At 57.8% G+C, this 11,979-nt stretch carries 11 protein-coding genes; 3 read left to right on the plus strand and 8 right to left on the minus strand.

Annotated features, from left to right (window positions below; all coding sequences use genetic code 11):
• Window positions 1-4: 4 nt before the first annotated feature.
• Entirely contained in the window at window positions 5-1,363 is a 1,359-nt protein-coding gene (locus tag CUR33_RS00340; RefSeq protein WP_289238343.1) for an HlyD family type I secretion periplasmic adaptor subunit, read from the plus strand.
• 6 nt (window positions 1,364-1,369) lie between these two features.
• Here CUR33_RS00340 and CUR33_RS00345 read toward each other — a convergent pair whose 3' ends face one another.
• The 5 genes from CUR33_RS00345 to aceK form a co-directional block, all read right to left on the minus strand.
• Window positions 1,370-1,990 carry a tRNA-uridine aminocarboxypropyltransferase gene (locus tag CUR33_RS00345; protein WP_289238344.1) on the minus strand — a complete coding sequence of 207 codons (621 nt, stop codon included), beginning with the start codon at window positions 1,988-1,990 and terminating at the stop codon, window positions 1,370-1,372.
• A 91-nt stretch (window positions 1,991-2,081) separates the two neighbouring features.
• Window positions 2,082-3,647: a methyl-accepting chemotaxis protein gene (locus tag CUR33_RS00350; protein ID WP_289238345.1), complete on the minus strand. Its 1,566-nt coding sequence runs from the start codon at window positions 3,645-3,647 to the stop codon at window positions 2,082-2,084.
• A gap of 184 nt (window positions 3,648-3,831) precedes the next feature.
• Window positions 3,832-3,963 carry a PA1414 family protein gene (locus tag CUR33_RS00355; protein WP_289238346.1) on the minus strand — a complete coding sequence of 44 codons (132 nt, stop codon included), beginning with the start codon at window positions 3,961-3,963 and terminating at the stop codon, window positions 3,832-3,834.
• Between the two features lie 99 nt (window positions 3,964-4,062).
• Window positions 4,063-6,102: a TonB-dependent receptor family protein gene (locus tag CUR33_RS00360; protein WP_289238347.1), complete on the minus strand. Its 2,040-nt coding sequence runs from the start codon at window positions 6,100-6,102 to the stop codon at window positions 4,063-4,065.
• A 5-nt stretch (window positions 6,103-6,107) separates the two neighbouring features.
• Window positions 6,108-7,838, minus strand: a complete 1,731-nt coding sequence (aceK, locus tag CUR33_RS00365) for a bifunctional isocitrate dehydrogenase kinase/phosphatase (protein WP_289238348.1) — start codon at window positions 7,836-7,838, stop codon at window positions 6,108-6,110.
• Window positions 7,839-8,038: 200 nt separating this feature from the next.
• Between aceK and CUR33_RS00370 the strand changes: the two genes are divergently transcribed.
• The gene (locus CUR33_RS00370) at window positions 8,039-8,935 is read left to right on the plus strand and encodes a DMT family transporter (protein ID WP_090256154.1); all 897 of its coding nucleotides are present in this window, start codon (window positions 8,039-8,041) and stop codon (window positions 8,933-8,935) included.
• 68 nt (window positions 8,936-9,003) lie between these two features.
• On the opposite strand, the gene CUR33_RS00375 is transcribed toward CUR33_RS00370, so the two are convergent.
• Window positions 9,004-9,306 carry a DUF1883 domain-containing protein gene (locus CUR33_RS00375; RefSeq protein ID WP_090256153.1) on the minus strand — a complete coding sequence of 101 codons (303 nt, stop codon included), beginning with the start codon at window positions 9,304-9,306 and terminating at the stop codon, window positions 9,004-9,006.
• A 156-nt stretch (window positions 9,307-9,462) separates the two neighbouring features.
• Here CUR33_RS00375 and CUR33_RS00380 point away from each other — a divergent pair, with 156 nt between their 5' ends.
• On the plus strand, window positions 9,463-10,494 hold the full coding sequence (locus tag CUR33_RS00380; protein ID WP_167144417.1) for an RNA methyltransferase: 1,032 nt from the start codon (window positions 9,463-9,465) through the stop codon (window positions 10,492-10,494).
• Window positions 10,495-10,595: 101 nt separating this feature from the next.
• On the opposite strand, the gene nfuA is transcribed toward CUR33_RS00380, so the two are convergent.
• Both nfuA and CUR33_RS00390 read right to left on the minus strand, forming a co-directional pair.
• Window positions 10,596-11,180, minus strand: a complete 585-nt coding sequence (gene nfuA / locus CUR33_RS00385; RefSeq protein WP_090256151.1) for a Fe-S biogenesis protein NfuA — start codon at window positions 11,178-11,180, stop codon at window positions 10,596-10,598.
• A gap of 108 nt (window positions 11,181-11,288) precedes the next feature.
• Window positions 11,289-11,969, minus strand: a complete 681-nt coding sequence (locus tag CUR33_RS00390) for an alpha/beta family hydrolase (RefSeq protein ID WP_289238349.1) — start codon at window positions 11,967-11,969, stop codon at window positions 11,289-11,291.
• Window positions 11,970-11,979: the final 10 nt, after the last annotated feature.

Below are 11,979 nucleotides of genomic sequence, written 5' to 3' on the forward strand. Positions count from 1 at the left end.
GGTCATGCAAATAAGCACCTCGATTCGCGACTACTTCGCCAGCATGCGCCAGCGCAAGCAGGACACCGAGTTTATGCCGGAAGTTGACGGCGCCATTCTCGAAGACTCGCCCTGGTTCACCCGCATCACCGTCTGGGTGGTGAGCACATGCCTGATCGTGGCGTTGATCTGGGCCAACTTTGCCGTGCTGGAAGAAGTCACTACTGGTGAAGGCAAAGCCATCCCATCCAGCAAGATCCAGGTTATTCAGAACCTGGAAGGCGGCATCGTCAGCGAGATTTTTGTACGCGAAGGACAGATTGTCGAAAAAGGCGCTGTGCTACTGCGTCTGGATGACACGCGCTTTCTCTCCAATCGAGGCGAAGCCGAAGCCGATCGCCTGGCTCTGGTAGCAAGGGTCGAGCGGTTAACCGCAGAAGCTGAAGGACGCCCCATCAGCATGCCGGCGGATATTCTGCGCGAAGCCCCACAACTGGCTGAGGATGAGCTGGCGCTCTATCAATCTCGACAGAATCGCCTGCAAAGCGAACAACGCACTCTCGGCGAACAGCTGCGGCAAAAAACCCAGGAACTGGCCGAATTTCGCGCCAAGGCTCAGCAATACCGCTCCAGTATGGGCCTGCTGCAGCAGGAGCTGAATATGTCGCAACCCCTGGTCGCAACAGGCGCCATTTCCCAGGTGGAAATCCTCCGCCTGCGTCGCAGCTTGGTGGAAATACGCGGCTCATTGGATGCCACCAACTTGGCGATCCCAAGAGCCGAGTCGGCGATGGATGAGATCAAAAGCAAGATTGAAGAATCGGAACTGAGCTTTCGCTCAGACGCGTTCAAGGAACTCAACGAAATCCGCACCGAACTGCAGAAGCTCACCGCTACCAGCGTTGCGATTGATGACCGCGTCAGCCGCACCACCGTGGTATCACCCGTGCGCGGGGTGATCAAACAACTCAAGGTCAACACCATCGGCGGCGTCGTTCAACCCGGCAGTGACATGCTGGAAATCGTACCGCTGGATGACAGCCTGCTGATTGAAGCCAAGGTACGCCCGCAGGATGTCGCTTTCCTGCATCCTGGGCAGAAAGCCATGGTCAAATTTACCGCATACGACTACACCATCTACGGTGGACTCAAGGCCAACCTCGAACTGATCAGCGCCGACACCATTACCGATGAGGAAGGCAATAGTTTCTACCTGATCCAGGTACGTACCAATAAGAGCCACCTAGGCAGCGATGAACATCCATTGCTGATCATCCCTGGCATGGTTGCCACGGTTGACATCATCACTGGTGAAAAAAGTGTGCTCGACTATCTGCTTAAACCAGTATTGAAGGCACGTTCGGAAGCCATGCGTGAGCGCTGAAATGCCTTATCTGACGCCTGATGCATCCGGCTTGCCGTGGTTGCGCTGGAAAGTCTGTTCGCCCATCGCCTCAATCTGCCCCTCAATCAATACCTCAAAGGGTGTGAGCAGCCCATCGAAACAGACCGGATCCTCAACGATATTCAGGGCAGTCACAATCGCTTCGATGGTTGATAAAGCACCGGGCATCGGCGCTTTGCGCAAGCGATAACGTGACTGCAACCCCTCCGGCAATACAACTCTGGGCAAAGTTGCCAACAATGGATTGAGGTGCAACAGCTTACGGGCCTTGCGCCATGTGCCGTCAGGCACCACCAGCAGCAGCGGCTGCTCACGGTGCTGTTGAGCAAACGTCCGTAACGTTTGCACATGCTCGCCGGGGAACAACAAACACGCACGATAGCCAGGCGGCTGCAGCAGTGCTGCAAGCGACTCGAAGACCTCACCTACCAGCAACTCAGCATTACTCAGGCCAAGAGCCGCAAGACGTGCGGTATTCAGCGCATGCTTGACCTCACTCGGATGCTGCAGGATCAGCACCCGAGTACGGCTATTTAGACAGGGAATCAGCGCACATAAACAGCGCTCAATCGGACGGGCACAACGTAGGCATTGCGGGCGTGGCATCGGTTTCTCCTCAGCCGCGCAGTTTGCCATAACACATCGAAAATCGGCCCACCTCAGGGACGAGCCGACAGGCATCCGGCCAAATCGTCACTCAGCGATTGAAGCGCTCCGCGAGGCTGTGCAGATAATCGGCCATATCTTCCAGCTCCTGACCAATGACTGCGCCCTGGTGCGCCTGCTCGGCACTACGGTCAGAGAGTTGCGCAATCTGCGTAATCTGTCGGCTGATGTCTTCCGCCACATGGCTTTGCTCTTCGGATGCAGATGCCATTTGCTGGCTCATGCCGGTGATGCGGCTGACGGCTTCACTGATACCGCTTAACGCGGTGCGGACCGACTCGACACTTTCAACGCTCTGATTGGAAATCGCCTCGCCCTTGCCTGCGGTTACCACCGCACGTTCAGCTCCTGCGCGCAGCGACGAAATAATCTGATGAATCTGCTCGGTCGACTCACGCGTACGTGATGCCAATGAACGCACCTCATCGGCCACCACCGCAAAGCCACGTCCCTGCTCACCCGCTCGCGCCGCCTCGATGGCAGCGTTGAGCGCCAGCAAGTTGGTTTGCTCAGCAATCGAGGTAATCACATCGGCAACGCTGCCAATGGATTGTGTCGAGTTGGCCAGGTCATTGACAGCCTGACCAATATCGACCACGGCCTTAGCCATATGCTGCATAGAGTCGAGGCTGCCACTGGCAAGTTGCAGGCCCTGTTTAGCCAGCCGGTCTGCTTCCTCAGCGGCATGCGAGGTGCTCTGCACGTTGTGCGTCACCTCCTGAATGGTTGCTGCCATCTGGTTGATTGCAGTGGCGGACTGATCGGTTTCGCTACGCTGTTGATCAAGCATCAGCGCCCCGGAACGTGAAAGGTCGGCCGAGCGCGCCGCATGCTTTTTGACATTGTTGCCGGCATCTTCAATGCGTGTCAGCGCGGTCTGAAGTCGTGCGTCCTCACTGATCATCGCCATATCCAATAATGCCTGTGCACCCCGACTGTCGGTATAAGTCAGGGCGACTAGAGAACTGGTAAATGCCTTGGGGTGCTCGGCAAGTGTGTCCCTGATCAACCTGCTTTTTGCGTGCAGTTGATAGGACCCGAGCCCGAACAGCACCACAAAAATGAAGCCCAAAAGCCAAGTACCACTGAGCACAGCGTGTGCAGCAAGAATCAGCACGCACGCCAGAATCAGTGGCCATGACTGAATGATATCGTAGGTCCAGTACTCCAGTTTTGGCACAGGAGGCTTGCCCTCACGCAGGCGGGCATAGAGTTTTTCAGCTCGGCGTTTCTGCGCTTCATCAGGTAGAGAACGCACCGATTCGTAGCCAGCCACCCGGCCATTTTCATAGATCGGCGTGACGTAGGCGCTAACCCAATAGTAATCACCATTTTTTGCACGATTTTTGACGACGCCCATCCAGGGCTTGCCCTGTTTAATGGTTTCCCACATGTGAGCAAACACACCGGGGGGCATATCGGGATGGCGCACCAGATTGTGCGGCTGACCGAGCAGCTCTTCGCGAGTAAAACCGCTGATCTCGACAAAGGCATCGTTGCAATAGGTGATATTGCTGTTCAGGTCGGTGGTGGAAATCAGCCGTTCATTGGCGGGAAACGTTCTTTCCCGTTGAGTCACTGGGAGGTTCTGGCGCATTGGAGCTATCCCTGTCTGAGCTATTTGCACAACTTCAGGTGTAGGTCTAGCACAGCGCTGACAACGCGCTAGCAAATGCTTGTTTTAAAGCAGGCAATTATGATCTGGGACAATTTGCGCAATAAATGTCAGCCGCCCAGACAAAAGCTGACCGGCGCTGACGCATGCAAACAGGCACAAAGACCTAACGCCGTAGAGGTACCGACTTGGAGTCGGGGGAATTACTGCGTACTGGGATTGGCTGCAGTTTTGGCCGTTCACACAGGCCAAGGGCAACCAACAAATCAAGCAAGGCACTCTGCAACTTGGTGTTCATACAATAGCCTCCAACCCAAGACATCGACATAGGTGATTGGACACCCCATTCCAGCCTAGTTCAGGCTGATTGAAACTGCTTCAACTCCGTCGTAACAGGTTAAAACAGTACTCGCAGGCCAGCATAAAAGGTACGCTCGGGACCGGGCTCGAAGTAACGTTCATTGGCGTCGTTGATACGCAGGTTATCGAAATACTCACGCCCTAGCAGGTTATCGATTCCCACGTACGGTTCCACGCTTTGCTCGCTCATCTGATAACGCTTACCTAGGCGCACATTGAACACGGCATTACCGGGAGCAGACCGGCTATTCGCATCGTCAACATATACCCGCGACTGAGCGCTCACGCCAAGCCGCACATAGGCGCCTTGCTGTTCATAAGCCAGTTCGCTGAAGAGGGTTTGCTGCGGAATACCGGGGATACGCTTGCCGGAAAAATCGCCCGCCGTGGTTTGATACGTCTCAAAACGATAACGATTAAACGCATAGGCCGCAGACCAACGCCAATGATCGGCCAGTTGCCAATCCAGGCTCAACTCCAGGCCATCACGGCGTGATTCACCGGCATTGCGATAAAAGTTACGTCCAGGCTGGGCGGGCAGACTAAAGCCCACCAACTCATCTTCAAGCTCAATGCGGTACAGCGATACGGCATAACGCAGCGCAGGCCATTCGCCTTTGATACCCAACTCACGACTAAACGCCTGAGCCGGCTGCAAGGCGCCGTTGAAGCCACCGCCTTGTGGATTACCCAACTCACTGATGGTGGGTGTTTCAAAAGAGCTGGCCAGGCGCGCATAGAGCGATTGTTGCGGGGTGATGCGATAACTCAGTCCGGCGCTGTAATTCCAATCTTCCAGGCTGCGCGAGCCTGAGTCATTGCGATTATCGACCAGATAAAAATCATCCACCGCCAGACGCACCTGGTCATAACGCAGCCCAAGCGTGGCCTGCCACTGCTCGTTCAGGTCGATCTGATCTTCGATAAACAGCCCCTGGCTCAGCGCTGATTCATCTTGTTGTTGGCGTAATTGTCCACGCTCACCAAGCAGGTTGTCATACCGCCGACGATCATCACGTTGCGCCTCTAGCTCGAAGCCTGTGGTGATTTTATGAGGCAGGCCAATCAGCTCACGGTGATGGCTGTACTGTCCACCAACGCCGCTGAAATAGCGTTTGAAGGCCGTCTGCCCGCTGGTGGCAAACCCCAACTGATTGCCAAACTCGCGGTGCCCCAGGTAACTGCGCAGCTGGTACTCATCAGCCCCCGCAGCGTAGCCATCCCAGACCAGCCCCAAGCGCTGTTGACGAATGTATTCATCGGCATCAAACCGCAGGTTATTCGGCGCTGCCTGACGACGATCCCTTTTTACTTCAGCGGCAGTCAGGCCGCCCGGATCTTCAGCACGGTTGTCGATGGCGTTGAAATTCAGGCGCAGACGCCCCGTGGGCGCATACCAGCGCAGCTTGCCGGTGAGGCTGTTGGTATGCGCCTGGCTGTGCTCGCGATAGCCCTCTAAAACCGTGCTATTGAAGGCGAGCAAACCACTCAGGTTGCCGGCGCTGCCACCAATTTCGCCACGTGTACGCTGATAACCCAGCCCAGCCGCACTGAGGTCCAACTGCATCGTGGGCACTGTGGGTGGCTCACGCGTTTCAATTGCCAGCACGCCGCCTGCGGCATTGCCGTACAGCACCGAAGCCGGGCCACGTAGGACCTCCATTCGTTCAACCAAGCCCAGATCAAGGCCGTCGAGCTCAGTTTGGCCATCGGGCATGGTCAGGGGCACACCATCGACCAGTACGCGAATGCCGCGCACGCCGAAATTGCCCCGTGCGCCAAACCCGCGAATCGCAGGGCGCAGGCCTTGAGCCAGGTTGTAACGATTGAGGCTGAACACGCCTGGCACGCGCGCCAGCAAAGCATCCAGCGTGAGGTTCTGCTCACCGGGCGCAACGCCCGCATCAATAACTGTGACGGCGGCCGGCGTGTTCAACCAGCGCGCAGTGCTACGTGGCGAAGTGATCAGCAATGGCGCCAGTTCAACGGCAGCCTCGCCTGATTCAGCCGCCCTCACAACAGCGCTATCCGCCAGTAGCCAGACACCAGCGGCAATCGCACAACACAACAGGCGCACGCTGCTCAATACTCCCTGTCGGCTTGATCCTTGCGCCGATACGGGAATACATCGATGACCTTGCCGGCACGAATGGCATCTTGCAGGCTCTTCCAATAATCGGCGTCATACAGCTCGCCATGCAGCTCGTTGAACAGCTTGCGCTGCTGCATATCGGCAAACAGGAACGGCGGAAACTCCTCGGGGAACACATCCAGCGGCGCCACGGAGTACCAAGGCTCGGACGACATTTCATCCTCGGGGTAACGCGGTGGCGGAATGCGCCGGAAGTTGGCCTCGGTGAGGAAGCAGATCTCGTCGTAGTCGTAGAACACTACGCGGCCATGACGGGTAACGCCGAAGTTTTTAAGCAGCATGTCGCCAGGGAAGATATTGGCTGCTGCCAGCTGCTTGATGGCTAAGCCATAGTCGTCCAGCGCTTCGCGCACCTGAGCTGCACTGGCGCTTTCCACATACAGGTTGAGTGGAGTCATGCGCCGCTCAGTCCAGCAGTGACGTACCAGCACCGTATCGCCCTTCACCTCGACGGTGGACGGCGCGACTTCCAGCAGCTCGGCCAGGCACTCGGGGTCGAACTTACTCAGCGGAAAGCGGAAATCGGCGAACTCCTGGGTATCGGCCATACGCCCTACCCGGTCGACGGTTTTTACCAGCCGGTACTTCTCGATCACCGTATTACGGTCAACGTTTTTCGACGGCGAAAAACGGTCCTTGATGATTTTGAATACGGTATTGAAACCCGGCAGGGTAAACACGCTCATCACCATGCCGCGCACCCCGGGGGCCATGACGAACTTGTCATCGGTGGTGGCCAGGTGATTGATCAGCGCGCGGTAGAACTCCGACTTGCCGTGCTTGTAGAAGCCGATTGAGGTGTACAGCTCGGCAATATGCTTGCCGGGCAGAATGCGCTTAAGGAAGCCGACAAACTCCGCCGGATAGCCCACCCTGACCATAAAATAGGAACGGGTGAAGGAGAAGATGATCGACACCTCCGCTTCATCGGTGATCAGCGCATCAATCTGAATACCCTGCCCTTCGCGGTGCAGCAGTGGAATCACCAACGGCCATTGCTCATCGCGGGTGTAGATCCGCCCAACCAGGTACGCGCCTTTGTTGCGATAGAGGCGCGAGGCGAACAGCTCAATGCGCAGGTCCGGGTCCTTGCACACCCAATCCGGCAAATTGGCATGCAGTTGCTTGATCAGCCGCGCCAGATCGCGCTCCAGGTTTTCATAGCCGACTTCGAAACTGAAATCCTCGAAAATCTGCCGCAGCGCCTGCTCAACATTGCCCTTGGGCTCGTACAGGCGGGTTTGCGGCGCCCGCTCATTCACCCGCAACGCTGGGCGAGTGGTGTGGATAAACATGCAGCCATCGTTGATCTGGTCATGGCTGAACAGCCCGCAAAAGATCGAGTTGAACCAGGTTTCCGCCAGCTCGTCGTCGTAGCGCAGGTCGATCTGGGCGATGTAAGCCGACTTCACCAGCGGCCACTGCGCCACATCCAGCAGCACCTGCGCTTCGTACTCCTGACTCAGGCGCGTGCTGACCGCACCGACGCACTCTTCATAGAGGGCAATACGTGCGGCTGAAGCCTGTTGAATTTCCTGCCATTGCGCCTGTTCGAAGCGCACCCGCGCGCCATTGGTGATCTGCCTGAACTGCTCACGGTAATCATCGAAGCCGTCGAGGATAAGTGCGGCAATCGCGCTGGCCGGCCATTGCTGTGGCATATACGAACCCCTGCAGATCAAATGCGGATAGTCCACCGAGCTTATCCAGTGGCCGCACCAAGTAAAAGCCGGCAATGCCTGAATACAGATTTATCTGCCACGAAATATTGCCATTCGACGGCTTTAAAAGCGCATTTCGAATTGCCTTGGCGTACGCGCCCAGCAACACTGCTCGCCTTTCTTAATGTGTGGAGTTCGTTGTGCGTCTTGCCGACCTGATCCGTCTGCTGTTGCTGGCTGCCATCTGGGGCGCCAGCTTTCTGTTTATGCGCATCGTCGCGCCCGTACTGGGCAGCATGCCAACCGCATTTTTCCGCGCCAGCTTGGGCATGCTTGGCTTATTCGCCATTCTGTTACTGATGCGAGTTCGGTGGGACTTCAGCGGCAAACTCAAACATTGCCTGATCCTCGGAGTAATCAACGCTGGCTTGCCCTCAGCCATGTATTGCATGGCTGCACTGGTACTGCCCGCGGGCTACTCCGCGATTCTGAATGCCACCACACCCATGATGGGGGTGCTAATTGGTATGTTGTTCTTTGCCGAAGCCATGACCTGGAGCAAAGCCGCCGGGGTGGCCATCGGCCTGTTCGGGGTAGCGGTGCTGACCCGTACCGGCCCGGTGGAGTTTGATTTACCGCTGCTCTGGGGCGCCGCTGCCTGCCTGGTGGCTACCGCCTGTTACGGTTTTGCCGGCTTTCTAACGCGACGCTGGATCGGCCAACAAGGCGGCCTGGATAACCGTCTGACCGCCTTTGCCAGCCTCTGTGGTGCCAGCCTGTTTCTACTGCCCTGGTTCGCCGGCTCTCTGGTTGTGCAGCCGCCGGCCAGCTGGGGCGGGCTAGAGGTCTGGCTGTCCCTGGCTGGGCTGGGCTTTATCTGCACCGCCTTCGCCTATGTGCTGTATTTTCGCCTACTCAGCGATATCGGCCCGATCAAGGCCAGCACCACTACCTTCCTGATCCCGCCATTCGGCGTACTCTGGGGCGCCTTGCTGCTGGATGAGCCACTGTCCTGGGCCTACCTGTATGGCGGCGTGCTGATTGCCATCGCGCTTTGGCTGGTGGTACGGCCTAGCGCAACGGTCAAGCCCACCTGACTCACCCCTGACACAAAAAAGCCCGCTCTTTAAGCGGGCTTTTTTGCGGCTCAGGTTCAAACCAGGGATCAGCTCAGCCGCGAGGTCGACTTGCGCACGATTTTGATTGAATGCTTGAGCGTCGGCTTGCGTGTGACGCTGATGGCTTTGCGCGAGACCGTGTCGATGGTGATGTTCCAGAAACCACTGCTCGGTACGGTGATCTTGGCCGGGAAGGTGTCGAACGCGCCGCCGTGGTAGGTGTGCCGGCCGCCATTCTTGAAGCTGCGGAAGTTGGCATCGCTCATCAGGCGAATATTGCAGGTCTGCGAGCACTCGATCACTACAACGTCGTCTTCATTGAGGTGTTCGCGCTGGTGTATAAATTTCATCTACCGCTCCGCACAGCTGGGTCAGGCCAATCAGGACGCTAGTATGAGTGCCCGGCGCGGCTTGAGCAAAGATTAAGCGGCGTGGCCTTCGCATCCGACGCCTGCCCACCGCCACACATACCACCGCAACCTGGCCGGTGGTAGCATGCGCGCCCCATGCATATTCACGACTTTCACCAACGCCTCACCGATCTCGGTGCCAAGCCCATGCACATCGGGCGGATTACCCGTGCCTGGCTGCGCGGCATGCCGCTGGATACCGGTACGCGCAACCAGAAGACCGAGAACTTCCTGCCGCTGGCGGTACGCAATGCCCTGCCCGAGATAAGCAGCGAACTTGATGGACTGGCGCGCCTCAGCTCTGAACACCCGGCGACGGACGGCTCGGCGCGTTTGCTGGTGGAGTTGGCCGACAAGCAGATGGTGGAAAGCGTACTGCTGCCACGCGATGGTCTGTGCGTCTCCAGCCAGGTAGGTTGCGCGGTGGGCTGCGTGTTCTGCATGACCGGCAAAAGCGGCCTGCTACGCCAGTTGAGCACCGCGGAGATCGTCGCCCAAGTGGCCCTGGCGCGGCGCTTTCGCGCGGTGAAAAAAGTGGTGTTTATGGGCATGGGCGAGCCGGCGCATAACCTGGATAACGTGCTCGAAGCGATCAACCTGCTTGGCACCGAGGGCGGTATCGGCCAGCGCAACTTGGTGTTCTCTACCGTCGGCGACCCACGGGTGTTCGAGCGTTTGCCGCAGCAGCAGGTCAAGCCGGCGCTGGCACTGTCGCTGCATACCACCGATGCCGAGCTGCGCCAGACGCTACTACCGCGCGCGCCGCGTATCGATCCTGAAGAGCTGGTAGAGCTGGGCGAAACCTATGCGCGGCAGATCGATTACCCAATCCAGTACCAGTGGACGCTGCTCAAGGGCATCAACGACAGCCAAGAGGAGATGGATGGCATCCTGCGCCTACTCAAGGGCAAGTACGCGATCATGAACCTGATCCCCTACAACAGCCTGGAAGCAGACGAGTTTCAGCGCCCCGATGGCGACCGCATCGTGCAGATCGTGCGTTACCTGCACAGCCGTGGCGTGCTGACCAAGGTGCGCAACTCGGCAGGTCAGGACATTGATGGCGGCTGCGGACAATTGCGCGCACGGGCAACAGAACTGCTGGATCGACGCAAAAGCCGTGCATAAGTAATGACTGCACTGTTGCGTCGCGGCTAATGCCGCTCCCACACGAAGTAAGCAGCATAAAAATGCCCGCAGAGCGCGGGCATTTTTGTTTAGCCATCTACTTAGTAGTAGGCATTTTCCTTGATGCTGTGGTCGGTCACGTCACGCACACCTTTGAGCTCGGGAATACGCTCAAGCAGGGTTTTCTCGATGCCTTCCTTGAGCGTCAGGTCAACCTGACCGCAGCCCTGGCAGCCGCCACCGAATTTCAGCACGGCAATACCATCTTCGACCACGTCGATCAGGCTGACTTCGCCACCATGGCTGGCCAGACCGGGGTTAATCTCGGTCTGCAGGTAGTAGCTGATGCGCTCGTTGATGGGGCTGTCTTCGTTGACCATCGGCACTTTGGCGTTCGGCGCCTTGATGGTCAGCTGGCCGCCCATACGGTCGGTGGCGTAGTCAACCACGGCGTCTTCCAGAAACGGCTCGCTGACAGCGTCGATCCAGGCGGTGAAGCTGGCCAGACCCAAAGCGGTGTCTTCGGCCTTCTGCTCGCCCGGCTTGCAGTAAGCAATGCAGGTTTCAGCGTACTGGGTGCCTGGCTGGGTAATAAATACGCGGATGCCGATGCCCGGGGTGTTCTGCTTGCTCAGCAGATCAGCCAGATAATCGTGGGCAGCGTCGGTAATGGTAATGGTGCTCATGGCAACTCCTCGCAAACATGGGCGCAGTGTACGCCACTCACCCGCGCCGGCAAAGTCCTAGTGTTTTAGTAGGAATAACAGTCATTCATTAAACGCCAGCCCTGCCGCCTAAGCGCAGAGGAACTGCGCAATCGCATCGGCCGCCGTCTGCAGGTGCTGCTGATGGGTAAAGCCCGAGCTTTTTAGCGGTTTGAGGTCATGATCCCCAGCGGTCAGCCAGCACAATTTGATCGTTTCAGAGAGTGTGTAGTCCGCCACTGTCTGACGATCCCCCAGGGCGTCGCGCTCACCCTGAATAATCAGCGTCGGCGTGCGCAGCTCGGCTAAGTGCGCGACTCGTGGCTTTTCCGGTTTGCCGACGGCATAAAAGGGATAACCCAAGCACACCAGCGCATCGGTGCCTAACTCATCGGCCAACAGGCTGGCCATGCGTCCGCCCATGGACTTGCCGCCAATGGCCAACGGCCCTGCGACCTGTTGGCGCACCTGCGCATAGACCTCACGCCATTGCTCAAGCAGTTTGACCTGGGGGTTGGGCGGGCGTTTTTTGCCGTCCAGACGCCGCGCCGCCATGTAGGCGAACTCGAAGCGCAGTACGGCAACCCCACGTTCAGCAAGGCTTTGCGCCATGTTTTGCATGAACTCACTGTCCATCGGCGCACCGGCGCCATGGGCCAGAATCAAGGTAGCGCGCGTCTCACCCAGCGGGCGATCCCACAGCCACGCGCCCTCACCCCGCCCCTGCACGTATTGATCCCCGTCAATACCCGCAACCTGCCCTTTGCTCATGCTTGCCTCG

Origin of the sequence: Pseudomonas sp. FEMGT703P (genome assembly GCF_002786345.1) — a bacterium.
Taxonomy (GTDB): Bacteria; Pseudomonadota; Gammaproteobacteria; order Pseudomonadales; family Pseudomonadaceae; genus Aquipseudomonas; species Aquipseudomonas peli.

Bases quoted from the DNA above. Each gene is read 5' to 3' on its own strand.
- CUR33_RS00380 (WP_167144417.1), top strand. From the start codon at position 9,463: ATGCATATTCACGACTTTCACCAACGCCTCACCGATCTCGGTGCCAAG.
- CUR33_RS00390 (WP_289238349.1), bottom strand. From the start codon at position 11,969: ATGAGCAAAGGGCAGGTTGCGGGTATTGACGGGGATCAATACGTGCAG.
- aceK (WP_289238348.1), bottom strand. From the start codon at position 7,838: ATGCCACAGCAATGGCCGGCCAGCGCGATTGCCGCACTTATCCTCGAC.
- CUR33_RS00350 (WP_289238345.1), bottom strand. From the start codon at position 3,647: ATGCGCCAGAACCTCCCAGTGACTCAACGGGAAAGAACGTTTCCCGCC.
- CUR33_RS00355 (WP_289238346.1), bottom strand. From the start codon at position 3,963: ATGAACACCAAGTTGCAGAGTGCCTTGCTTGATTTGTTGGTTGCCCTT.
- CUR33_RS00345 (WP_289238344.1), bottom strand. From the start codon at position 1,990: ATGCCACGCCCGCAATGCCTACGTTGTGCCCGTCCGATTGAGCGCTGT.
- CUR33_RS00375 (WP_090256153.1), bottom strand. From the start codon at position 9,306: ATGAAATTTATACACCAGCGCGAACACCTCAATGAAGACGACGTTGTA.
- nfuA (WP_090256151.1), bottom strand. From the start codon at position 11,180: ATGAGCACCATTACCATTACCGACGCTGCCCACGATTATCTGGCTGAT.
- CUR33_RS00340 (WP_289238343.1), top strand. From the start codon at position 5: ATGCAAATAAGCACCTCGATTCGCGACTACTTCGCCAGCATGCGCCAG.